The organism is Marinobacter shengliensis (genome assembly GCF_030297115.1).
Classification (GTDB): Bacteria; Pseudomonadota; Gammaproteobacteria; order Pseudomonadales; family Oleiphilaceae; genus Marinobacter; species Marinobacter shengliensis.
Genome location: NZ_AP028062.1, coordinates 3,352,051 through 3,375,837, shown reverse-complemented (window position 1 = coordinate 3,375,837; position 23,787 = coordinate 3,352,051). Strand labels below are relative to the sequence as shown.

19 protein-coding genes are annotated in these 23,787 nt (G+C 57.2%); 9 read left to right on the top strand and 10 right to left on the bottom strand.

The window, feature by feature from the left end:
• Positions 1 to 110 precede the first annotated feature (110 nt).
• On the bottom strand, positions 111 to 2,396 hold the full coding sequence (locus QUE75_RS15470) for a nitric-oxide reductase large subunit (RefSeq protein ID WP_286251508.1): 2,286 nt from the start codon (positions 2,394 to 2,396) through the stop codon (positions 111 to 113).
• Positions 2,389 to 3,072, bottom strand: coding sequence for an iron-sulfur cluster repair protein YtfE (ytfE, locus tag QUE75_RS15465; RefSeq protein WP_072676453.1), 684 nt, complete (start codon positions 3,070 to 3,072; stop codon positions 2,389 to 2,391). The genes QUE75_RS15470 and ytfE overlap by 8 nt, the downstream gene beginning before the upstream one ends.
• Before the next feature lie 227 nt (positions 3,073 to 3,299).
• Here ytfE and QUE75_RS15460 point away from each other — a divergent pair, with 227 nt between their 5' ends.
• The 3 genes from QUE75_RS15460 to QUE75_RS15450 are packed head-to-tail and all read left to right on the top strand — an operon-like array spanning position 3,300 to position 4,407.
• Positions 3,300 to 3,524 carry a hypothetical protein gene (locus tag QUE75_RS15460; RefSeq protein WP_072676454.1) on the top strand — a complete coding sequence of 75 codons (225 nt, stop codon included), beginning with the start codon at positions 3,300 to 3,302 and terminating at the stop codon, positions 3,522 to 3,524.
• Positions 3,525 to 3,547: 23 nt separating this feature from the next.
• A complete protein-coding gene (locus QUE75_RS15455) occupies positions 3,548 to 3,940 on the top strand; it encodes a YbaN family protein (RefSeq protein ID WP_230713844.1) in 393 nt (130 codons plus the stop codon).
• A 29-nt stretch (positions 3,941 to 3,969) separates the two neighbouring features.
• Positions 3,970 to 4,407, top strand: coding sequence for an RrF2 family transcriptional regulator (locus tag QUE75_RS15450; RefSeq protein ID WP_058092706.1), 438 nt, complete (start codon positions 3,970 to 3,972; stop codon positions 4,405 to 4,407).
• Here QUE75_RS15450 and QUE75_RS15445 read toward each other — a convergent pair.
• The gene (locus QUE75_RS15445) at positions 4,395 to 5,486 is read right to left on the bottom strand and encodes a fatty acid desaturase family protein (RefSeq protein ID WP_072676455.1); all 1,092 of its coding nucleotides are present in this window, start codon (positions 5,484 to 5,486) and stop codon (positions 4,395 to 4,397) included. The two genes, QUE75_RS15450 and QUE75_RS15445, sit on opposite strands and share 13 nt — an antisense overlap.
• 48 nt (positions 5,487 to 5,534) lie before the next feature.
• On the bottom strand, positions 5,535 to 6,641 hold the full coding sequence (locus QUE75_RS15440) for a ferredoxin reductase (RefSeq protein WP_286251498.1): 1,107 nt from the start codon (positions 6,639 to 6,641) through the stop codon (positions 5,535 to 5,537).
• 197 nt (positions 6,642 to 6,838) lie between these two features.
• Here QUE75_RS15440 and QUE75_RS15435 point away from each other — a divergent pair, with 197 nt between their 5' ends.
• On the top strand, positions 6,839 to 7,468 hold the full coding sequence (locus tag QUE75_RS15435) for a TetR family transcriptional regulator (RefSeq protein ID WP_058092709.1): 630 nt from the start codon (positions 6,839 to 6,841) through the stop codon (positions 7,466 to 7,468).
• Between the two features lie 12 nt (positions 7,469 to 7,480).
• Here QUE75_RS15435 and QUE75_RS15430 read toward each other — a convergent pair whose 3' ends face one another.
• Both QUE75_RS15430 and QUE75_RS15425 read right to left on the bottom strand, forming a co-directional pair.
• Positions 7,481 to 8,857, bottom strand: a complete 1,377-nt coding sequence (locus QUE75_RS15430) for a GntP family permease (protein WP_286251495.1) — start codon at positions 8,855 to 8,857, stop codon at positions 7,481 to 7,483.
• Positions 8,858 to 8,868: 11 nt separating this feature from the next.
• Positions 8,869 to 9,639 carry a class II aldolase/adducin family protein gene (locus tag QUE75_RS15425; RefSeq protein ID WP_106694756.1) on the bottom strand — a complete coding sequence of 257 codons (771 nt, stop codon included), beginning with the start codon at positions 9,637 to 9,639 and terminating at the stop codon, positions 8,869 to 8,871.
• Positions 9,640 to 9,747: 108 nt separating this feature from the next.
• On the opposite strand from QUE75_RS15425, the gene QUE75_RS15420 reads away from it, so the two are divergent.
• Positions 9,748 to 10,440 carry a Crp/Fnr family transcriptional regulator gene (locus QUE75_RS15420; protein ID WP_106694757.1) on the top strand — a complete coding sequence of 231 codons (693 nt, stop codon included), beginning with the start codon at positions 9,748 to 9,750 and terminating at the stop codon, positions 10,438 to 10,440.
• Positions 10,441 to 10,463: 23 nt separating this feature from the next.
• On the opposite strand, the gene QUE75_RS15415 is transcribed toward QUE75_RS15420, so the two are convergent.
• A complete protein-coding gene (locus QUE75_RS15415) occupies positions 10,464 to 11,936 on the bottom strand; it encodes a WS/DGAT/MGAT family O-acyltransferase (protein WP_106694758.1) in 1,473 nt (490 codons plus the stop codon).
• Positions 11,937 to 12,148: 212 nt separating this feature from the next.
• Between QUE75_RS15415 and QUE75_RS15410 the strand changes: the two genes are divergently transcribed.
• From QUE75_RS15410 to QUE75_RS15395, 4 genes are all read left to right on the top strand, one after another.
• Positions 12,149 to 13,048 carry a bile acid:sodium symporter family protein gene (locus tag QUE75_RS15410; RefSeq protein ID WP_106694759.1) on the top strand — a complete coding sequence of 300 codons (900 nt, stop codon included), beginning with the start codon at positions 12,149 to 12,151 and terminating at the stop codon, positions 13,046 to 13,048.
• Positions 13,049 to 13,144: 96 nt separating this feature from the next.
• Entirely contained in the window at positions 13,145 to 14,284 is a 1,140-nt protein-coding gene (locus tag QUE75_RS15405) for a putative solute-binding protein (RefSeq protein WP_286251486.1), read from the top strand.
• Between the two features lie 3 nt (positions 14,285 to 14,287).
• On the top strand, positions 14,288 to 16,429 hold the full coding sequence (locus tag QUE75_RS15400) for a TRAP transporter large permease subunit (RefSeq protein ID WP_286251485.1): 2,142 nt from the start codon (positions 14,288 to 14,290) through the stop codon (positions 16,427 to 16,429).
• Between the two features lie 85 nt (positions 16,430 to 16,514).
• Positions 16,515 to 18,617, top strand: a complete 2,103-nt coding sequence (locus QUE75_RS15395) for a TonB-dependent receptor family protein (protein WP_286251483.1) — start codon at positions 16,515 to 16,517, stop codon at positions 18,615 to 18,617.
• Between the two features lie 29 nt (positions 18,618 to 18,646).
• On the opposite strand, the gene QUE75_RS15390 is transcribed toward QUE75_RS15395, so the two are convergent.
• The 3 genes from QUE75_RS15390 to QUE75_RS15380 are packed head-to-tail and all read right to left on the bottom strand — an operon-like array spanning position 18,647 to position 23,441.
• Positions 18,647 to 20,206 (bottom strand): SpoVR family protein, encoded by a 1,560-nt coding sequence (locus QUE75_RS15390; protein ID WP_286251481.1) that lies wholly within the window; start codon positions 20,204 to 20,206, stop codon positions 18,647 to 18,649.
• Positions 20,203 to 21,492, bottom strand: coding sequence for a YeaH/YhbH family protein (locus QUE75_RS15385; protein WP_228704032.1), 1,290 nt, complete (start codon positions 21,490 to 21,492; stop codon positions 20,203 to 20,205). Before QUE75_RS15385 ends, QUE75_RS15390 begins: the two co-directional genes overlap by 4 nt.
• 26 nt (positions 21,493 to 21,518) lie before the next feature.
• Positions 21,519 to 23,441: a PrkA family serine protein kinase gene (locus tag QUE75_RS15380; RefSeq protein ID WP_286251479.1), complete on the bottom strand. Its 1,923-nt coding sequence runs from the start codon at positions 23,439 to 23,441 to the stop codon at positions 21,519 to 21,521.
• Between the last annotated feature and the right edge of the window lie 346 nt (positions 23,442 to 23,787).

The window sequence follows — 23,787 nt, the reverse complement described above, 5'->3', positions numbered from 1 at the left end:
CAAAGTATCACAGATATCCCAACCCAATCCGATACCTCTCGGGGGGTAATCCCTGTATGAACCAAAAAAACGGGGCCAGAAAAGGCCCCGGGGAAAACGGTCAATACACTCTATGCCCGCTCGGAGATGACCTCATCATCAGGGTAGGGCGCCGGCTCCAGATTGGGGAAGAAAATGCCTTTTACCACCTGCCAGGTGACCCCAAGCGCTCCAACGATGAACACAACATCGCCAATAGTCCGGATCCAGCGAAGGGTTTGCAGGACATCGCTCTGCAGGAAGGCTTCGCTTCGGGCGTACCAGAGGCCTTCACTGGCACTTGCCAGGAACTGGATGATGCCGATGGGCAACAGACTGGTGAACAGCATGAGGACGAGCCCGATATTCAGCCACCAGAAGCTGATCTTCATCAGTCGTTCGTCAAAGACAATGCTCGGCCTGATGTAACGCAGGATCAGCAGCGTGAAGCCCAGGGCCAGGAACCCATAGACACCAAACAGCGCTGCGTGGGCATGGGTGGGCGTCGTGTTCAGGCCCTGAATGTAATAAAGGGCGATCGGCGGGTTAATCATGAAACCCAGAACACCCGCGCCGAGCATATTCCAGAACGCGACAGCAACGAAGAACATCAGCGGCCAGCGGATATTTTCCATCCACGGAGCGCGGGTCTTCAGCCGCCAGTTTTCCCAGGCTTCATAGCCAAGGACAACCAATGGCACAACTTCCAGTGCGCTGAATGTTGCACCAACCGCCATCACCGGTGTTGTGGTGCCAGAGAAGTACAGGTGATGGAAGGTCCCTGGTACGCCACCGAGCATGAACAGGCTGGCGGAGGCCAGACTGGCCGACGTTGCGATGGTGCGCGAGACCAGTCCCATGCTGCAGAAGATGAACGCCAGGGCGGCCGTGGCGAATACTTCAAAGAAGCCTTCTACCCAAAGGTGAACAATCCACCAGCGCCAGTATTCCATGATGGAAATATGGGTACGTTCTCCGTAGAAGAAACCAGCGCCGTAGAACAGGCCAATGGCAACCACCGAGGCGGTGAGCAATGCCAGCAGGTTTTTGTCACCGGGTTGGCGAAGTGCTGGCACAATGCCGCGTAACATCAAGACCAGCCAGAAAACGATGCCCAGGAATTTGCCGATCTGCCAGAGACGCCCAAGGTCGACAAACTCATAACCCTGGTGGCCCAGCCAGAAACTCAGATGCGGGGGCATGATCTGGGCAATGGCCAGAAAGTTACCGATGAATGAGCCGCCAACGACCACAACCAGTGCCCAGAACAGAACGTCGACGCCCAGCTTCTGGAATTTTGGATCCTTGCCGCCGTTGATGATGGGGGCAAGGAACAGGCCGGCGGCCAGGAAGCCGGTGGCGATCCAGAACAGCGCCGCCTGAATGTGCCAGGTGCGGACCAGCGAGTATGGGAACCATTCTGACGTGTTGATTCCGTAGAAGCCCTGACCTTCGACGGTGTAGTGTGCAGTAAACCCACCTAGCATGACCTGGAAGGTGAAAAGGCCGACGACCAGCAGCAGATACTTTCCCAGTGCCCTTTGCGAGGGGGTAAGTGTAAGGGCGCTGATGGGATCTTTAAGTGGCGCCGCAGGTTCATCTTCATCGTGTTTGCGCAAGAATGCCCAGGCCCAGATCAGGCCTCCTACCCCGGCGATCAGGAGAATGACGCTGATCACTGACCAAACTACATTCTCGCCACTGGGCTTGTTGTCGATCAACGGTTCGTGTGGCCAGTTGTTGGTGTAGGTGACGTTGCTTCCCGGGCGCTCGGTTGCTGCAGCCCAGGCCGTCCAGAAGAAGAACTCCGTCATTTGCTGCCGGCGCTCGGGGCTGGGCAGTGTGTTCTCCTTCATCGCATAGCTTGCGCGGGTGGATTGTAGCTCTGGCGCATCGCTGAATAGCCGGCTGTAGTAGTCGGCCGTTTCGGCAATGGCGCGGGTTCTCCGGTCTGAGAGATGCAGGGTGCCGGTGGCGTCATCATAGGTGTTGTTCCGGTATTCGGTTTTCAGGTCGTACTGCAGAGCGTTCTGTTGTTGGCCGCTCAGGCTGTGCCAGGCATGCCCGAACTCCTCCTGTGCGGCAATTTCCAGCCAGGTTTCCAGTTCACGGTGAAGCCAGTCTGCAGTCCAGTCCGGTGCCTGGTAGGCGCCGTGCCCCCAGATGGATCCAACTTGCATTCCGCCCATGGACTGCCAGGCAGTCTGGCCATCAAGAATGCTCTCATCCGTCATCAGAAGGTCGCCAGTGGCAGAAACCACCTGGTCAGGTATGGGAGGTGCCTCTCGGTAGACTTCTCGTCCAAAGTAACCAAGCAGTGTGAAGGTGATTGCCAGAATGGCGATCAGAATCCACCAGAGTTTTCGATAGTCAGCCACGTTGCGCGCCCCCCAGCAAGCCATCAACCCGGTGGAACAACACATTGTTTTCCAGATGGATGTGTTCCATGAGGTCATTTTCCAGTTCGGTCAGGCCCAGATAGAGCGCTCTCCAGGTGTTGCATGCACCTTCTGGCAAGGTCAGGTTGAAGGTGAGGCTGTGGATTTCAGCCAGGGCGGCACCATGGTCCTCGTGTTCATTGCGCATGACCGAAACCGGGGCTGCGGCCATGCCAGTGATTCCACGGGCAATCATCGGAAACAGGATCTGTTCCTCTTTTTGCATGTGCGATTCAAGCTCGTTCTGCATGTTTTCAAGGTGTGCGCCCAGCCCTGAAGGGCAGCGGGGGTGCTTGCTGTGAACGCGCTCTACGCGCTGAGCCAATCGGATCAACTCAGGGAGTTGTTCACGGTGTACATCGTGGAAGCGAGTAAGAATGTGCTCAATCAACGCTTCGTTACTGGTTTGCTCTTCTGGCGTAGCCTGGTCAGTCCGGGCTTGTAAGGCGCTCAGCTGGCTGGCAATGGCGTTCGGGTCGAGTCCTTTTGCCGTGGCTGCCGCCATCAATGAGGCGTCACCATTACAGCAAAAGTCGAGCTTGTGGCGATGCAGCACGGCGGAGGCCCCAGGAATGTCACGGGCCAGCTGGCCGAGCGGAAGGTTAGTCAGGTTCATGATTATGCACTCCTAAACATGGATAACAGATGAATGTATCGGAATGGATTTTCATGTAGATGTAAGTTGAATGTCAAATATAAAGTTCTAGTAGCCTGTGTTTCAGGTCTTTAAAGTAGCTCTAATAATTGATTGATAAGGGTATTTTTTTGAATTTGATTTTCGCAGCCGTTCGAGATAGCCTTAAAGATGTAAATGTAATAAATGTAAGTTGGTGGAGGGGGGTTATGGAACGCTTTGAAAAATGGCTGGTCATATCCAATACCGCGGTTCTGGTGTCGTTCCTGGGGTTGCTGTTGACGGTGATGCTGGCTTACCCGCTGGCGGATGCCTTGGCACTGCCAGTGCAGATTGCCGCCCACATGGGAACCCTGTTGTTCGCGGTTGGGGTGAAAATTGCCTACGTTGCCCGTCTGGCTTTTCTGAGCAAGTTGGGCAGACCCGTACACTGATTCACGGTAGAATAGATGCAGTTATGAATCGTTCCGAGACCCGTGCCATGAAAGCACCTTCCGGTAAAACCGGTTTCCGGATACTTGCGTATATGTCTGTAGCGATTGGTGCCGTCGGGGTTGTTCTTCCGCTGTTGCCGACCACGCCGTTTGTCATACTGGCGGCTTACTTTGCCAGTAAAGGGTCTCCGGAGTTTGCCCGGTGGCTCGAAGAGCACCCGACTTTCGGCCCGGCAATTGCCCAGTGGCAAGAGCGCAGGGCCATTCCGGTTAAGGCGAAGATTCTCGCCTGCGCCATGATGGCGTTGAGCTGGAGCATGTTGGTCTGGCTAGGTTCAACGGTATTTGTATTGACGGTTTCGGGGCTGTTCCTGCTGAGCGTTGCAGGTTATCTGCTCACGAGGCCATCCTGTTAAAGTTTTCCGTCATATTTATGGAGTTATGAATGCACATCACCCGCTATACAGATTATTCCTTGAGAGTTCTGATTTATCTGGCTGAACAGGGTGATCGTCTGGCCACCATTCAGGAAATTGCAGACAGCTACGAAATTTCCAAGAATCACCTGATGAAAGTGGTTCATCAGCTCAACAAGAAAGGCTACATCGAGACCATTCGGGGCAAGAAAGGTGGTATGCGCCTGCACATGGCGCCCAATGAGATCAACATCGGTGTTCTTGTTAGGGAAACGGAGCAGGACCTCAGCATTGTTGAGTGCTTTTCATCAAAGAATGCCTGCAAGATCACCCCGGTGTGCGGCCTGAAGGCCATGTTTGCCGAAGCCTTGAAGGCATTCCTTGAAACACTCGACAAATACACTCTGGCCGATGTTATCCAGGATAAACACCGGCCACAGCTGGTGCGCTTGCTTCAGATCGCCTGAAGCTCGCGCTTTCCTTCCAATCGGGTTCTTACCACGTCCGGCAGCGAGAATTTGCCGATACGTTTGAGGACCGTGCCATACTGTTTGGCAAAGCTCCCGGTGTTGTACGGAATGTCGTATTTCTCGCACACTGCCTGAACCTTCTCGGAAATCTCCGGGTAACGGTGAGCCGGCAGGTCGGGGAACACGTGGTGTTCAATCTGGTAACTCAGGTGTCCACTCAACACGTGCAGCCACTTGCCGCCGGTGAAGTTGGATGAACCGGTGAGCTGGCGCAGATACCAGTGGCCTTTGCTTTCACCCTCGCATTCTTCCTCGGTAAAGGTCTCCGCATCTTGGGTGAAGTGCCCGCAGAAGATAACGGTGGATGCCCAGATGTTACGAATCAGGTTAGCACCCACGTTGCCTGCCAGAACGATAGGAGCGACAGGCAGGGTCAGCAGCGGGAAGAATACGTAATCCTTGAATCCCTGGCGGCCACCCTTACGGACGAAATCCTTCAGGAACGGCAGCTTGTCGCGCCAGCGCAACTCACCCCGGCGGATCTTCTCGCTCTCAAGCTCGTGTACGCCGACGCCCCACTGGAACAGCACGGTCAGCAGGATGTAGTTGATAAACTGCAACAGGTGGCCCGGGTGCCATTTCACGTCATCACTCAGGCGCAGCACTGCATAGCCATAGTCCCGATCTTTGCCAATGATATTGGTGTAAGTGTGATGTTCGTAGTTGTGGGTCCGGCGCCAGGAATCGCTGGTGCAAACGGTGTCCCACTCATAGGTTTGAGAGTTAAGGGCCGGGTCATTCATCCAGTCGTACTGGCCATGCATGACGTTATGGCCGATTTCCATGTTCTCTATGATTTTTGCGATACCCAGCGTAGCGGTAGCGGCCACGAATACGGGTGGAATGAAGCCAAAGGGCATCATCACCCGGCCGCCCACTTCCAGGGTACGGTGCAGGCGGATGATCTTGCGGATGTACTTGGCATCCCGCTCGCCCAGGTCTGCAATGACCTCGTCACGGATGGCGTCCAGGTCTTTCTGCAGTTCGTTCAGTTGGTCTTCGTTAAGCTTTTTCATATCGATGACTCCCTGCGGCAATAATCGCCGCAATACAAAAGAATGGGGTTATACGTCCAGGGCGACAGGCCCTTGGGGAACCGAAACACAAAGTTGAACAGGCTCTTCACCCGGGCCGGAGACCTTGCCGGTAAGTCGATTAACCACGATGCCGCTGGTTTTGCGGCAGCTGCACTGGTGGCAGATGCCCATGCGGCAGCCGTATTGGGGTTTCAGGCCAGCGGCTTCGGCAATCTCCAGCAGGTTGGCATCGCCTTCTGAGCCCACTTTCAGGTTGCTGTTGGAAAAGGTCACCTCACCGCCCAGTTGATCACTATCCAGTGATGCCTGTGCCGGGGGCGCAAAGAAGGTACTGTGCATCTGCTTCTCCTTCAGGCCGCGCTTGGCCAGAAGGTCCGTTGCCAGGTCCATCAGACCTTTGGGTCCGCACAGGAATACTTCTCTGGCCTTGATGCCCGCGACGGTCTCCAGGTCGCTGTCCCGCAGATAACGAGGCTCGTCGCTCTCATTGGTTGCGATGATAGTCAGTGACAGCGCCGGCCAGCGTGCTGCCAGGGCCTGCAGTGCTTCCCGGGCGATCACGTCATTATGGGTGCGCACGTAATAAAGCAGGGTAACGGGGGCCCGATAGTCCTCTGCTGCCATGGTCTGAAGCTGGCTCAGGATAGGGGTGATGCCGCTACCGCCGGCAATGAACAGCACGGGTTGCGCCGGCTCGGGAATCAGGAACTCCCCAAACGCCTCTGTAAGCCCAATCACATCTCCCGGTTGCAGGGCGTCGTGCATCCAGTTGGTGACCAGTCCACCGGGCAGGCGCTTGATGGTCAGGGTGATCTGCCCCTCGGATTGCCACAACAACGGTGAGCTGGACAGGCTGAAGGTGCGGGTGCGGCGAACACCCTCTATATCGGTACAGATGTTCACATGCTGACCTGCCTGGAACCCGGCCCATCGTTTTGCCGGCTTCAGAACGAAGGTTTTGGTGTCAGCTGTTTCGTTAATAATGTTCTCTACCCGTGCCGGTGTGTACTCTTGTACCCACATCGGGTTGATGGCTTCGGCCAGTGGGTCGAAATAGCCGGCCGGGTTGTCCCGGTTCAGTAACTGCCGGCCAAGCCAGTGAAGTGCTTTGGTGTTTGAAAGTCGTGCCAGCATGATTGGTTCTCCATACTTGTTGGTACTTGTTCCACTGCATGTGTACAAGTGTTCACTAATGTGTACGACTGTACACACAAGTTTGACTTTCAACAATTACCTGGCGTGATGGTTGGCTCGAAATGACAAGTCTGGTGGTTCTTTCTCCGGTCTAATGTGTACACTTGTGAACCTGGTTAAGCGGTACGGGAAGAGGAATGGCAGACAAACAAAGGCGCAAGCCAGGGGAAACCCGCGAGAAGCTGATGAGTGCGGCTCTGGCATTGGTGGGTAAAGGCCGGCATTTCGCCAGCCTGGGCATTCGGGAGGTCACCCGGCAGGCGGGTGTGGTGCCTACATCCTTTTACAGGCATTTCCGGAGCATGGACGATCTGGGTTTGCAGCTGGTGGATGAGCTGGGCCTGGTGCTACGCCGAATGATGCGGGAAGCGCGAGCCAATGTGTTGCAGGCGGACAAGCTGATTGAAGAGTCTGTGGGTATCTTCGTGGCTCATGCCCAGGCCAACCGAAGTTTCTTCCTGTTTATGGCTCAGGGCCTGGCGGGGGAAAGTCGGGCGGTACAGGAGGGGATTCGCAGTGAAATGCGTTTCTTCGCCAGCGAGCTGGCCAACGATCTTCGCCGGCTCAGGTTAATGGAGCATCTTAGTGACGCCGATCTGGATGTAACATGCGATCTGGTAGTGCGAACCGTGGCCTTCAGCCTGACCGACCTGCTCAGCATATCCGAAGACGACGATTACCAGATCGGCCAGGTGCGTAAGCGCACCACCCGTTTCCTGCAGATGGTGTTTGTCGGCGCTGCCAACTGGAACAGCGACAGCGCCTGAGACTGGCGAACGCTAGGTTGCCGACGCCACGCCAATGGCCACCAAGGTGGCGATAACTGGAATGGCGACGGTCACCACAAAGATGTCCTTGTAGGCTTCCTTGTGCTTGAGGCCCATGATGGTCAGCATGGCAATCACCGCGCCGCAATGGGGCAGTGAGTCGATGCCGCCGGAACCGAGGGTGGCAATTCTATGCAGGGTCTCCGGCTCTATACCCATCGCAAGATACTTTTCCGCAAAGGTCTGCATGAAGATCTGCAATCCCCCGGACCCCGAGCCCACAATCGCCGACACCACGCTGACTGAGGCGAACGCGGATAACAGCGGAGGTAGCGGCAGCTCCAGTACCCACTGCGCAAAGCTGTTGAAGCCGGTAGTCTGAGTCACCACGCTGCCAAACCCGATCACGGCGGCCGTGTTGAGCAAAGGCATGATAGCGTCGTTGGCGCCAACGCCCAGACTTTCCATGGCCTTGCTGCGAAAATCCGGGAACAGCAACACACAGCTACCCGCGCCAATCATCAGGGCAAAGCTTGGCCAGACGATCGGCTCGTTACCGGCGAAGGAAATCAGGGGGCCCAGCAAAGGCGTCTCGCCATCGGCTATGCCGAGTGCGGTCAGCAGTCTTGGAATAATAATGGTGCCCAGAACCAGCAACAGCGGAACGATGCTGCGCTGCCACTCGGGCCCATGCTGCAGCGCAGGCGCCATGTTCTCCATGTATTCATCCTGGGCATTCACCTGATAGCCCTCTCCGGCTGCGCGAGCCCGTGACCATTGCCGTTCCAGGTACACCAGTCCCAACGCAAACATAACCGCGCCGGCGGTCAGCCCGATCAGGGCGCCGGCGAACAGGTCTGTGCCAAGAGCGGAAGCTCCGATGACGTTGTGAATCGAGGGGGTGCCAGGCAGCGCTGTCATGGTAAAGGTGCCAGCCCCCAACGCAGTGGCGCCGCAAAACAGGCGTTTTGGCAGGTTGGCTTCGCGCATGAGCGCGACGCCCAGCGGGTACATGGTGAAGATCACCACAAACACCACGACACCACCATAGGTTAACAACGCACACACCAGTATGGTCACCAGGATGGTGCGTTTTGCGCCCAGGCCACGGGTTATGGCATTGGCGATGGAGCCCGCAGCCCCGCTTGAGGCCATCATCTTGCCGAAGATGGCGCCGGCGAGGAACAAAATAAAAAACTTGCCGGCAAAGCTGAACGCGCCCAGCGGACCAAAAGGAAAGTGTTCCAGCAGGGTCGGGGATAGTCCCAATCCGTTGGTCACCGCGACAATCAGGCTGGATACCAGCGCTGCGACCAGAATATTGATTCCGCGCAACGCCATCACAATCAGCAAAATCAGACCGGCCAGAAGGCCAAGGTTTGCAAGCATGTGAGCTCCTGTCAGTCCCGGAAACCTGGGTCAATTCGGTCCAGCTTGCGCAGCAAGCCAGGCCAGGCCAGTTTGCCACCAAGGCCTTTGGTAACCTGTTCGGCTTGCTGTTTGATGGTGTCGACTATGCCGGCGGGGATGGGCGTCAATGGGCGGTCGCCCGACAGCGCTTTGATCTGGATCTGACACGAGGTCTGCAGTATGTACATGGCAAGAAACGCATCGGCAATGCTGGTCCCGGTGGTCAGCAGGCCGTGGTTGCGCAGGATCATGAAGTTCGCGTTGCCCAGATCTTTTTGTAGACGTGCCTTTTCGTCTTCCCTCAGGGCAACACCCTCATAATCGTGATAGGACAGGCTGGCCAGCGCAAACAGGCTTTGCTGGGATAGGGGAAGCAGGCCATCCTGTTGCGCCGATACCGCAATGCCGTCGGCGGTGTGCAGGTGCATCACACAGGCTGCGTCTTCTCTCACCGAATGAATGGCGCTGTGGATGGTAAAGCCGGCGGGATTGATGTCGAAATCGTCGGGGTCGATCTTGTTTGCGTCCTGGTCAACACGTACCAGGCTTGATGCGGTAATTTCCTCGAACATCATCCCGTAGGGATTGATCAGGAAATGGTGCTCGTCGCCGGGGATCCTCGCGGAGATATGAGTAAAGACAAGGTCGTCCCAACCGTGGAGTGCCACCAGGCGATAGGCCGCTGCAAGGTCGACCCGCAGTTGCCATTCTTGTTCACTGACGTTGTTTTTCTTTGACGGAATGGAGAGCTGTTCTGACATGATGTGTTTCTCTCTATGGGTGTTGTTCTTGTGGTATTCATCCTCTTTAGCGTCGAGTGTAGGGATAAGTGATCGGCCAAGACTGTCAAATTGTTTACAATTGAGGTTATGACTAACATCAAGACCATCCTCGCTGACTGCCCCTTGTTTGCAGGTTTCCCTGTGCGGGCGTTTGACGACCTTGCCGACATTGCCCGAGTTCGGATATTCGATGCGGATGAGCCGATCTACGACAAAGGATCTGCCACAGCCACTCTGAACGTGATTGCCTCGGGTGTGGTCCGGATAAGTTCCGTCAATTCCGCAGGGCGGGAAGCCACTCTGATCATGTTCAACGCCGGAGTCTGGTTCGGGGATTCAGTTTTTTCTCCCGGTATGAAAAGGGTGTACGGCGCCACGGCTCATGAAGCGGCAACCCTGGTAGAGCTACCGGGCGATGCATTCCGGAGCGTAATGGCAAAGTACCCTGAGTGCTATCCGGTGGTTCTGGACATGGTAAGCCGCCGCTTATGGGCGGCGATGTCGATTATTGAAGACGATGCACTTCGAGGCGTTGCCGCAAGGATTGGCCGGAGGTTGCTGTTTCTGGCCCAGATTCAGGGCGATGGTGACGCTGGCACCGAGCCGGTGACCATCCGCATTACCCGGGAACACATTGCGAATATGATGGGCATGACCCGACAGGGCGTGCACCAGTGGATCAAGCATTTTGAGCAGCGGGGGCTACTGAAACTGACGTACGGCCGGATCGAACTCACCGATCCGGCCGCATTGCAGGATTACCTTCAGACCCTGGATTAGCGCCGGGGAGGTCTGCCCGGAGATCAGCTTTGGCTTTTGGTGCCCGTAGCTTTCGGCGCTTTTCTGCTTCTTTGAGGTTTTACCTTTGTCGTTTTAGCGGGCGGAGGCAGGATCAGGCTCTCCAGCTCATCCAGTGCTTCCCCGGTGTACACCGCCAGCTTCTGCATGCTGGGCAGCGTGTCGCGGCAGCCGGTGTAACCGAAGTTCAGTGAGCCGGCATAGCTCAGGCAGGTAATGTTCAGGGCCCCGCCGTGGGCAATCAAAGACACCGGGTACATGGCCTCCAGCTTTGCGCCCTCGTAGTAAAGCGTTCGCTCCGGCCCCGGGACGTTGGAAATCGTCACGTTAAACACCGGCCGCATGCGCCCGCCCAGGCCAGACATAAGCTGCAGGATATAGGGTGACATCAGCAGCATGGTGTATTGGGTCAGTGCACTCTTCGGCAGTTTTTGCAGATGTTCCTTGGCCCGTCGGGTAGATGTTTTGATCTGCTGAAGCCGGTTCAACGGGTCGGCTTCATCGGTAGCGAGAGAGGCAATCATGAAGCTGATCTGGGTACCTGTACCCTGGTCATCTGCCGGGCGGATGTTAACCGGAATGCCTGCCGTCAAAGGGATGTCTGGCAGCTGGTCCTGCTCAAGCAGGAACCGGCGCAGAGCCGTACCGCACAAGTACAGAACAATATCATTCAGGGAGCCACCGCTGGCATGTGCCAAGTCTTTCAGCCGCTCCAGTTGATAATGCTGGGTGGCGAAACGGCGCTGGCCGGTCACCCGGTGATTCAGCAAAGACACGGGGCCAGTGAAGGGGGCTGTCAGGCCATCTTCCGGGTGCCGCACAGAGTGAACCAGGCGGTTACCGGCCTGCCAGAGTCTTGGCGCCATATCGGCCTGCAGTTTCAGCGCGTCCATGGCTTGCGAGACGGCCGCCGGCACACTGGCCTCTTTGTCTGTCTTGCTGCCACGGCGCCGCTCGGGACGAACCGTCCAGGGCGGCGGCATGTTGGTGCGATCCGGGTCGGTGGTCAGTACACGCTGCATCAGGCGCACGCCACTGATGCCGTCAATCATCGAGTGATGCATCTTGGTGTACAGGGCAAACCGGTTGTTTTCCAACCCCTCGATGACATGACACTCCCACAGCGGGCGGGAGAAATCCAGGGGGTTGGAGTGCAGGCGCGACACCAGAATGCCAAGCTCCCGCTCGCCGCCGGGACGGGGCAGGGCTGAGTGTCTGACGTGGTAATCGAGATCGATGTCCTTGTCGATTTTCCAGGCTGGTGCCACCAGTCGCCCAAGAAAGCCGGACCAGGCCAGCTTGTATCCCCAGGGGGCTGCGACATCACCTGCTTCCTTCATGCGGGTCACCATGTCCCGCAGAAAAGTCTCCGTAGCGCCTTCCGGTAGCGAGAAAATCTGTAAATTACCGACGTGCATGGGGGTATCTTCAGATTCTACCGCGAGCCATGAGGCGTCCAGTGTTCCGAGACGTTTCATTCCTTGTGTATCTCCGTCACATAGTCATTTTTTGATTGTTACATGCAAGTATACTGATTACCGCAGTAACACACGATCAAAACGCCCATTTAGTTCTGGCTTTTACGGGGTTTTGCAGTTACACAATGTAGCCATCCGGCGCTGCCGATCTGTCGGGTAGTGTGCTAATTTCTCTCTGCAAACAATGAATAACAAAGAATGACGGAGGTTTCGTGGAATCCAGCCCGCTGATCTCGGCAGGTTTGCCGGTGGCGCTCTTTATCATCATGATCGGTATCGGGATGACCCTGACCGTTCGGGACTTTCGCCAGGTGGCGGTTTACCCGCGTGGCATGGTGGTCGGCACCATCGCCCAGATATTGTTGATGCCGCTGGCTGCGTTTGCGCTGGCCTATCTGTTTGGGGTGTCGCCTGCCATCGCGGTGGGGCTGGTGATTATTGCAGCCTGCCCTGGCGGCACCACATCCAACCTGTTCGTTTTACTGGCCAGGGGCAACATTGCCCTGTCTATTGTTCTGACCGTGGTAGCCAGCCTGATCACCATCATAACCCTGCCGCTGTTTGCCAATATGGCCCTGCAGCATTTTATGGGCACGGCGGAGGACATCTCGCTACCAGTGGGCAAAACCATCGGCATGCTGGTGGGCATCGTGTTGTTCCCGGTGGCTCTTGGCATGATTGTGCGCACTCGCAAGCCTGAGCTGGCACGTAAAGCTGAGAGTGTCGTCAGCATTTTCGGGGGCGTGGTGCTGGCGGTTCTGATTGTGGCCCTGCTGTTCGGTGTTCGTGACCAGATTGGCGATTTGCTGAAGCAGGCCGGTCCTTCAACCATCATGCTCAATGTGGTGGGCATTGTTCTGGGCCTGCTTGCCGGGCGCGCGGCGGGCCTGACGCAGCGCGAGTCACTGGCCGTGGCGGTTGAGCTGGGCGTCAAGAACGCGACCATTGGCCTGATGGTTACCCTGACGCTGCTGGAATCCAGTGCCATGTCCATCCCCGCTGCCGTATACGGTGTGCTTATGTTTCCCATCGGGTTCTTGCTGGCGGTTTATGGCCGCAGCATTATTCCCAAATCCAATGTGCAGACCACCGCCTCCCAACCAGTCGATTGACATATTTGCCAGCCGCCCGCTGCCGCCAGAGACAGAGGGGCATGAAGGCATCACTGTTACCCTGAGCACAAAGATTTTCAGCTCGGGATAACAATAATGATGCCTCTTGCCCTTCAAACGCCCCCTTCCTGCCACTGGATCACCCGGTGTCTTTTACTGGCGACCACCTTCGCGATGTCTTGCCTCCCGGTTCTGACCTGGGCCAATGAAGACTTGCGGGCGAAGGTTTATGACCAGAGCCTTCCCCTGGAACAGCGTATCAACGCCATGCAGGAATTGACCGGCCTGCAGCCCGATCCAGACCGGACCTACCGGGTATGTGTCTGGGATATCTTTGGGCGCTCCGGCCCTATTTATGGCGCAGCCCAGGATCAGCGGCACAGAATTCTTCAGTACGGGATCAACGTAGAGATGGTGCCATACACCAGCGAATCGGTGATGGTAGAAGAGCTCAAATCCGGTACCTGCGACGCCGCCCTGATGAGTGGGCTGCGTGCGCGATTGTTCAATCAATACACCGGCACCCTGGATTCGATTGGCGGCTTCCCGAATCACGAGCAAATGCAGTTGGGCTTGCAGCTGATGGCCGATCCCCGCAGTGCGGATCGCATGGTGAGCAACGGTTATGTGGTGATGGGTATTGCTCCGGCAGGCGCCGCCCATGTGTTTGTGAACGACCGCAGTATCAATACCCTGGCAAAGGCCTCCGGCAAGCGAGTGGTGGTGCTGGATTACGATCCTACCCAGGCGGAGATGATTTCCGGGGTGGGGGCAACACCGGTGGTCGCTGACATTGTTAATGCCCCCAATATGTTCAATACCGGGGTGGTCGACGTGCTGGCAGCGCCGCTGGCAGCCTATGAAGTATTGGAACTGCACAAGGGGCTGGAGCCGGACGGTGGCATTATCGACCTGCCGTTGACCCATATCACCATGCAGCTGATTGGCCGCGCCGAGGTCATCCCCAACGAACTGGCGCAGCTTGTGCGAGAGGCTTTTTTCCAGGGGTCCGATGAAATAATCAGTCGCGTCCGGATGGAAGAGGAAAAGGTGCCGGACAAGTGGTGGATCAGAATTCCCGCTGATGACCGCCGGGAATACGATGCCATGATGCAGGCGGCGCGGCTGGAATTGCGTGAGCAAGGCTACTACAGCGGGGATATGTTAACCCTGCAGCGCAAGATCCGTTGCCGCGATGACGGTAGCCGGGAGGAATGCAGTAATCCGGTGGAGTAAGCCATGACCACCGACTCCCGGACCGCCCCGGTATCCCCCAGTCGCACCTGGTCAATGACCCTGGCCAGCGTGCCGATGCTGGCCATTCTTGTGCTTACGTTGTTGGCCTCGGTGGGCGAAACCCTGCATTCTCGGTTATTGGAGATCGGCGGGGAAACCTGGCCCGACTACTTTAACTTGCGGGTGATCGACCGGATCAGCGCGCCGGGTTGCCAGGTCGTGAGCGATGAAGAAGCGGCCGTAGACCTGGCGGTTGCGGTTAAAAAGGCGGAAAAATCTGCCGACCCATTTGCCGATGTGTTCGGCGACCAGATCGACCGTGAACAGGTCCGCGCTTCGGTGTTGGCCGCGTCCCGCGCTTGCGAGAATCGTCTTGCTAATTGGGAGCGCCTACAGTCGCTCAACACTCCAGGGGTTCAGGCTTTCGTTCTGGTAGAGGCAGGGCTGTCTCAGGCCGTTCTGCTGGTAACCGGAAATCGTCGGGTGCTGCTGGGGCTGATGCTGCTGTTCTGTGCAGCGGCCGCAACCCTGGGGCGTCAGCACATTGCCCTTCGCCCTGTAGAAAGCCGTCTGGATGACCGGGTTGCCACCGTTTCCCAATTGGTGGCCAACGGGTTACTGACCGCCTCTACCTGGCTTTATCGGCAACAGGAGCTGGCCCAGGCAGAGGCCGGCATGCCCCTGGCCCATCTGTTCATGCATGATATCTGGGTGGCCGGTTTTGGCACGCTCACCCTGATTTCCCTCTGGCAGCTGCGCCGGCGGAGGGATGACCTTCCCGTGGGCAGAAGCTGGTCTCGGGCCATGCTGAGCGTGCCTCTCTACAGCTTCATGTGTATTTCTGCCTCCATCCAGTTTGCGTTTCACGGCTTCTACCACGGTATTGCCGTCTACCTCACCATGATGGCGGAGTTATCGGCATTGTTCCTAAATCTTGGGCTCTACGTGTGGGTGGGTATGTTGCTGGCGCGCACCCATCTTCCCAGGAAGGTATTCAATGTTCTTCGGCCCTGGCGGTTGCCTCCGAAATGGCTCGGGGTGGCGGTGCTACTGCTCACCGCCTTGCCCACCGCCTACAGCGGTGCGTCCGGTATCTTTATTCTGGCGGCCGGTCTCACGCTATACCGGGAGTTGCGGCGCGCGGGTACATCGGAGCAACTGGCACTGGCGACTACGGCGATCTCCGGCTCCATGGGGACCATGCTGCGTCCCTGTCTGCTGGTGGTCATTGTTGCCACCCTCAACAACAGTGTGACCACCGATGAAATGTTCAGCGCCGGCGCCAGGGTATTGTTGTTGACCGCGTCGGTGTACGCGATTTATGTGTTCCTGATTGGCGGGCCGTCGAAAGGAGAAATCGCTCCACTGCGGGAGGCGGTGCCCGGCATGCTGCGTGCGTTGTTGCCACTGCTGCCTTACGTGGCCATTTTCGCGGGCGTGATCCTGCTGTGGAATCTACTGCTGAATCGGGGGCTGGATGAGTTCTCTGCGCCAGCCATTCTGCCGTTGATTTTGCTGCTGGTGCTGGCGTTCGAGCGTTGGGTGCTCAGATCACCGGATCCTGACGCTGATGATTTGCCGGAGGATGCCCGTGGTCCGTTGGCAAGCGGCTTTTCGCCCGCTGTGTTGCGCGCTACCCGTGAATCCAGTGCCCTGATCGGTGCCCTGCTGATGTTAATGGCGCTGTCCGTCAGTGTCGGCGGCCTGATCGAACGTTCGGGCCTGCTTGAGTTGTTCCCTGAACAACTGGGATCGGTATGGCTGACACTCACGCTGCTGATGGCTTTGCTTGTGTTTATAGGCATGATCATGGACCCCTATGGCGCGGTACTGTTGGTGAACGCCACGCTGGCCCCCATCGCTTTGAACAACGGTATTGATCCGCTTCACTTCTGGGTGATGACCGTGCTCGCATTTGAAATGGGGTATCTGACTCCACCCGTGGCGCTCAACCATTTGCTGACCAGGCAGGTGGTGGGCGTGCCCACATCGCCGGAGAGCCTGTATGGTACCTTCTGGCAGCGCAATTTCCGCTTCATTCTCCCGGTGATGGTCATGGGCACTACGCTGTTGATGGTGACGTACCTGCCAGCCTTTGGGAGCACAATATTCCAACTATTGTTGGGTATTCAGTCTCCGGCTTAGTCGTTATGCTCAGGCCTGCGTGGATGTGATCGGGTTCGCGGCTGGTGCGTATCATGCAACTGATGGCAGGGGGGGGGGAAGCGAAGTGAAAGAGGAAGCTCAGGGGCATGGTTACTCACAGCGGTTGGTGATTGCGTTCGCCATTGTGTCGGTCATGATGCCGTCAAGCGAGTTGGCGGCACAGGTTGCGGACGAGGGCGAGGCGATTGGGGAAATCGTTCTGGAAGTGACCTCACCTCGCCTGGCTCGTGACCTTTACGATACCCCCGCTGCGGTCAGCGTAGTGGACGCCCCCGCCATCCGCCAGGGCCAGCAGCGCCTGCAACTGGACGAATCTCTCAATACCGTGCCTGGGCTTTTCTTCCAGAACCGTTACAACTTCGCCCAGAATCTGCGACTGTCGACCCGGGGGTTCGGGGCTCGCGCGCCCTTCGGTATTCGCGGTATCCGCATTCAGGTAGACGGCATTCCCTATACCCTGCCGGATGGCCAGTCGCAGATTGATGCCATTGACCTGGATTCCGCCCAGCGTATTGAGGTTATTCGGGGCCCGTCCTCGGTGCAGTATGGCAATGCCGCCGGTGGCGTGCTGGATATCACCACCGCCCGTGGCGATGATTTGCCCCCCGGTGCCCGGCTGCGCCTTGATGGCGGCAGCGATGATTACCGCAAGGCCGCCATTCAGGGTAATGGCGTTCACGGCGACACCAGTGCCATCGCAACGCTGTCCTGGATGAATGTAAACGGCCACCGGGAACAGAGTGAGGCGGAAAAGGGCCTGTTCAACGCCCGAGTTTCCCATGAGCTGGATTCCGAGAGGGAGCTGACCGCCACCTTCAACGCCTTACATAACCCGAAAGCCCAGGACCCGGGCGGCTTGACCCTGTCCCAGGTAGAGGATGATCCGAACCAGGCTACCTTTATGGCCAAGCGGCTGGACAGCGGCCAGACGGTGAATCAGCAAACCCTGGGGCTGCAGTATCAGGATGCCGCTGTATTGCCCGGTGAGGTCACCGTGAACACCTTTTATAGCCATCGGGATTTCGCCCAGCAGTTGCCTTTTCCCGGCGCCAGCCGAGTGGCCTACGACCGCCATTTTTACGGAATCAGTTCCCAGTACCAGCAAGGTTCCGAGCTGGCCGGGCGACCTTTGACCTGGGTAACCGGCGCGGATGTCCATAGGCAGTCGGATGACCGCCGGCGCTACCAGGTGTCACCCATGGGCGAGATTACCGGGCAAACCCAGGCAGAAACCCAGAACGCGACAAACGTGGCTGTATTCGCCCAAGGGGATCTGGCGCTGACGGATCGGTTGAATTTTTCACTCGGGACCCGCTGGGATCATCTGCGCCTGTCGGTCGATGATGACCGGCTTGAGGACGGTGATGATTCCGGCAGCCGGACGTTCCGGGAAGTCAGCGGCGTGGTTGGCCTGAGCTATCGCCTGGCGCCCCGGCATCAGGTATACGCCACCGTTGGCACGGCGTTCGAGTCGCCCACCTTTACCGAGTTTGCCAACCCCTCTGGTGCCGGTGGCTTTAACCCGGATGTGGAACCGCAAAAGGCGCTGAACCGGGAGATTGGTGTTCGTGGTTTATGGGGTAACTCTCTCAGTTACGACCTGGCACTGTTCTCCATCCGGGTTAAGGATGAAATCCTGCCCTACGAACTGGACGGCCGCACCTTCTACGAAAATGCCGGCGAGACTCGCCGCAATGGCGTTGAACTGGGCCTGGGCTGGGATATTTCCTATGCCTGGCGGGTGACTACTGCACTGACTCTGGCAGACTACGAGCTGCGCGATTTCACGGACGAACAGGGCAATGATGCTGATGGCAATGACATCCCCGGCTTGCCCGGCACGCTCTGGGTGTCTGAACTGGAGTGGCAGGGTATGGCTGGCCGGTTCGCAGCGCTGGAATGGCAGTACGTTGGCAGCTTTTATGCGGAGAACAGCAACCAGACCAAGGTAAGCGATTATTGGTTGCTGGGCGCCCGCGCGGGTGACTCCGTGCGTCTGGGTAATCAGACGCTCAGTCTCTACGCCGGTGTCCGCAATGTGCTGGATGAAGATTATTTCAGCAACGTGCGCATTAATGCCAACGCAGACCGGGCCGTTGAAGATCGCGGTTACTTCGAGCCCGGTGCCGGCAGAACGTTCTATGCGGGCCTTAAATTGACTTTCTGATTTGTGATCTCAGGGGTGGCCCATTGTGGTCACGCCTCCTCAGCGCCTCTGGGTGGGCAGTGATGTTCCTCAACCACCTTGCCGTCATCCACGCTTTCCAGGTGCACATCAAAGCCCCACAGCCGGTGGGCGTGTTTCAGCACTTCGTCTGTTTCCTTGCCAAGCGGTACCCGGTCCACGGGAATATGCCGCAGGGTGAGTGAACGGTCGCCCCGCACATTCACATTCCACACTTGTATGTTCGGCTCCCGGTAACTGAGGTTGTACTGGCGAGCCAGTTTCTCCCGCAGCACCCGGTACCCCGGGTCGTCGTGGATGGCGGTCACGGTGTAGTGGTCTTCCTGGTCATCATTCTCGATGGCGAAGAGTTTGAGGTCCCGCATGACTTTGGGCGACAGGAACTGTTGGATGAAGCTTTCGTCCTTGAAGTTGCGCATGGCGAAATGCACGGTCTCCAGCCAGTCCTTGCCGGCGATGTCCGGGAACCACTCCCGGTCTTCCTTGGTGGGGTTCTCGCAGATGCGCCGCAGGTCGGTGAAGATGGAGAAGCCCAGGGTGTAGGGGTTAATGCCGGAATACCAGGGGCTGTTGAACGGTGGCTGGTACACCACGGCGGTGTGGCTTTGCAGGAATTCCAGCATAAAGCCGTCGGTCACCAGGCCTTTCTCGTACATCCGGTGCAACAGGGTGTAGTGCCAGAAGGTGGCCCAGCCTTCGTTCATCACCTGGGTCTGGCGTTGCGGGTAAAAGTACTGTGCCAGCTTGCGCACGATGCGCACCAGTTCCCGCTGCCAGGTTTCCAGCAGGGGTGCGTTCTTCTCGATGAAGTACAGCAAGTTTTCCTGGGGCTCTTCCGGGTACCGGGGTTTGCGCTTGACCGGGTCGTCGTCTTCGTCCGGCTTTGGAATGGTTCGCCACAAATCGTTGATGCGCCGTTGCTGGTATTCCTCCCGCTCTTTCTGACGCTGGGCTTCCTCCGCCGCGGAAATGGGTGCCGGGCGTTTGTATCGGTCCACGCCGTAGTTCATCAAGGCGTGGCAGGAGTCGAGGATTTCTTCCACCGCATCCACGCCATGGCGTTCCTCGCATTCGGCCACATAATTGCGGGCGAACACCAGGTAGTCGATGATCGCACTGGCATCGGTCCAGGTGCGGAACAGGTAGTTGCCTTTGAAAAACGAATTGTGGCCATAGCTGGCGTGGGCAATCACCAGTGCCTGCATGGGCAGGGTGTTTTCTTCCATCAGGTAGGCGATGCAGGGGTTGGAATTGATCACAATCTCGTAGGCCAGCCCCATCTGGCCGCGCTGATAGCCTTTGGAAGTCTGCAGGAACTGCTTGCCGAACGACCAATGATGGTAGCCCACGGGCATGCCCACGGAACTGTAGGCATCCATCATCTGCTCGGCGGTAATCACTTCCACCTGGTTAGGGTAGGTGTCCAGCCCGAACTCGGCGGCGCACTTGGCAATCTCCTCGTCGTACTTCTGGATCAGCTCAAAGGTCCACTCCGAGCCGGTGGAAATGGGCGTTCCTGCCTTGGGTTGTTCGCTCTCCGGTGCGTTCGGGCGATCAATCAGGCTGCTCATGCGGCTTTCCTCTCGAACAACTGTCGGAATACCGGGTAAATATCGCCAGGGTCTGCAATTTGCTGCATGGCAAAACTCTGGGGAAACTGTTCCAGGATCTTCTCGTACTCGTACCAGAGCATCTGGTGGTCCTGGGGTGTGATTTCGATGTAAGAGTAGTACTGCACCAGCGGCAGAATGCTGTTGGCCAGCAGTTTGCTGCAAACCGGGGAGTCATCGTTCCAGTTGTCACCATCCGATGCCTGGGCGGCGTAGATGTTCCATTCCGCCGGTGAGTATCGGGCCTCGATGATCCGGTGCATCAGCTTCAGGGCGCTGGAAACAATGGTGCCGCCGGTTTCCCGGCTGTAGAAGAATTCTTCTTCGTCCACTTCCTTGGCACTGGTGTGGTGGCGGATAAACACCACATCGATCTTCTTGTAGTTCTTCTTCAGGAACAGATACAGCAGGATGAAAAAGCGCTTGGCGATGTCTTTGTGCATCTGGGTCATGGAACCGGACACGTCCATCAGGCAGAACATCACGGCGCTGGTAGCGGGCTTGGGCTGCTTCTGGTGCTGGCGGTAACGCAGGTCGATCTCGTCGATAAACGGAATGCGTTTGACGTTGGCTTTCAGGCGCGCAATTTCGTCTTCCAGCACCTTGATCTGGTCCTCATGGCTGAAGGCCGGGTCCAGATCTTCCGGCGCGCTTCTCAGGGCTTCCAGTTGCTTTTCCAGATCCTTGATTTTCTTCTTGCGGGCGCCGCCCAAGCCCAGCCTGCGGGCATGGGCGCCCCGTAGCGAACGCACCACATCCAGTTTGGCGGGCACACCCTGGCTGGTGAACCCGGCGCGAACGTAACTGAAGGCTTCGGTATCCTTGAGTTTCTTGCGGGCCAGGTTGGGTAACTCCAGGTCATCAAACAGGAATTCCAGGAATTCCTCCTGGGTGATCTGGAAGGCAAATTCATCCATGCCTTCACCGTCCGGGCTGGCTTGGCCTTGCCCCTGACCTTTGCCGCCACCGCCCGGGGGTTTGGGAATGGTGTCGCCGGCTACCCATTCCTGGTTGCCGGGGTGTACCACTTCCCGCCGACCACCGGGACCATGGTGGAAGATGGGCTCCTGTATATCCCGGGCCGGAATGCTGACCTTCTCGCCCCGTTCAATATCCGTAATGGAACGTTTCTGGACCGCTTCAGACACCGCTTTTTTGATGTGATGGCGATAGCGGCGCAGGAACCGTTCCCGGTTCACTGCGCTTTTGTTTTTACCGTTCAGTCGCCGGTCGACTATGTGGGTCATACCCATGGGTCTGCTCCCGCTGGCCGTTAATGGGACTTACGCACACGCAGATACCACTCGGCAAGCAAGCGGACCTGTTTCTCGGTGTACCCACGTTCGACCATGCGTTCCACAAACTGTTTGTGTTTCTTCTGGTCTTCCTGGCTGGCTTTCGGGTTGAAGGAAATCACCGGCAGCAGGTCTTCGGTGTTCGAGAACATCTTCTTCTCGATCACGCTGCGCAGTTTCTCGTAGCTGAGCCAGCTGGGATTCTGGCCTTGGTTGTTGGCCCGGGCCCGCAGCACAAAGTTGACCACTTCGTTGCGGAAGTCTTTCGGGTTGCTGATGCCCGCAGGCTTCTCGATCTTTTCCAGCTCGTCGTTGATGGAGCCCCGGTCCAGAATTTCCCCGGTTTCCGGGTCCCGGAACTCCTGGTCCTGTATCCACAGGTCGGCGTAGGTCACGTAACGGTCGAACAAGTTCTGGCCGTATTCGCTGTAGCTTTCCAGATAGGCGGTCTGGATTTCCTTGCCGATGAACTGCACGTAGTGCGGTGCCAGGTATTCCTTGATGAACCGCAGGTATTTTTCCTGAATCTCAGACGGGTACTGTTCCTGCTCGATCTGTTTTTCCAGCACGTACAGCAGGTGTACCGGGTTGGCCGCCACTTCGGTGGTGTCGAAGTTAAACACCTTGGACAAAATCTTGAACGCGAAGCGGGTAGACAAGCCGTCCATGCCTTCCATCACACCGGCAGCGTCCCGATATTCCTGGATGGACTTGGCTTTTGGATCGGTGTCTTTGATGCTCTGGCCGTCGTACACCTTCATCTTGGAGAAGATGCTGGAGTTTTCCGGATCCTTGATGCGTGACAGCACCGAGAACTGGGCCAGCATGTCGAGGGTGTCTGGGGCACAGGGGGCGCCGGACAGGGAGCTGTTTTTCAGCAGCTTCCGGTAGATCTCGATTTCTTCGGTAACCCGCACACAATAGGGCACCTTGACGATGTATACCCGGTCAAGGAAGGCTTCGTTGTGCTTGTTGTTGCGGAAGGTCTGCCACTCGGATTCGTTGGAGTGGGCCAGGATCACGCCGTCAAACGGCACGGAACCCATACCTTCGGTGGTGTTGTAGTTGCCTTCCTGGGTGGCGGTCAGCAGTGGATGCAGCACCTTGATGGGGGCCTTGAACATCTCCACAAATTCCATCAGCCCCTGGTTGGCTTTGCACAGGCCGCCGCTGAAGCTGTAGGCGTCCGGGTCGTCCTGGGAGTAGTCTTCCAGCATGCGGATATTGACCTTGCCCACCAGCGCCGAAATATCCTGGTTGTTGTCATCACCGGGTTCGGTCTTGGACACCCCGATCTGGTCGAGCACCGAAGGGTAGCGTTTAACCACCCGGAACTGGCTGATGTCGCCACCATACTCGTGCAGTCGCTTTACCGCCCAGGGCGACATGATGTTTTTCAGGTAGCGGCCGGGAATGCCGTACTCTTCTTCCAGAATCGGGCCGTCTTCGTCCGGGTCGAACAGGCCCAGGGGGCTCTCGTTGACCGGCGAGCCCTTGATGGCATAGAACGGCACCTTCTGCATCAGTGCCTTGAGTTTTTCCGCCAGGGAGGATTTGCCGCCGCCCACCGGGCCCAGCAGGTAAAGGATCTGCTTCTTCTCTTCCAGGCCCTGGGCGGCGTGGCGGAAGAACGACACGATGTTTTCCACGGCTTCTTCCATGCCGTAGAACTCGGAGAATTCCGGGTATCGCTTGATGACTTTGTTGGAAAATATGCGTGACAGGCGAGGGTCACGGGAGGTGTCGATCAGTTCTGGCTCGCCGATGGCTATCAGCATTCGCTCGGCGGCGGTGCTGTAGGCTGTTGGGTCCTTTTTGCAGATCTCCAGGTATTCCTCAAGGGAGTATTCTTCCTCCTGAGTGGATGCATACCGGTCTTTGAAGTGCTGCAGAATGCTCATAGATGGCCCCTCGCTTGCTCTTGCTTGTTATAAAACCGCTTTAACTCACGCAATATCCCCGTTGCTGAAACGCCGCCGGTCCGGGCGGTGTGCTCTGGTTAATAGGTTGATGGGATGGTTCTGTTAAACAGGTATACGTTATCCGGAGCTTTCCGGCCTGCTTATTCTGAGCTTAGTTCAGAGTTCGGGGGTTGGACAGGTGGGGTTCACCTTAGGTTCATTAAATTATGTTACGGGGCGTATCGGATTTTAGGGCTGACGTACACCGGGGCGGATTTTTTAGATCAAACTGAAACTCGCTTTGCTCAGACATTCAGTTTGATCTAAAAAATCCGCCCCGGCATAC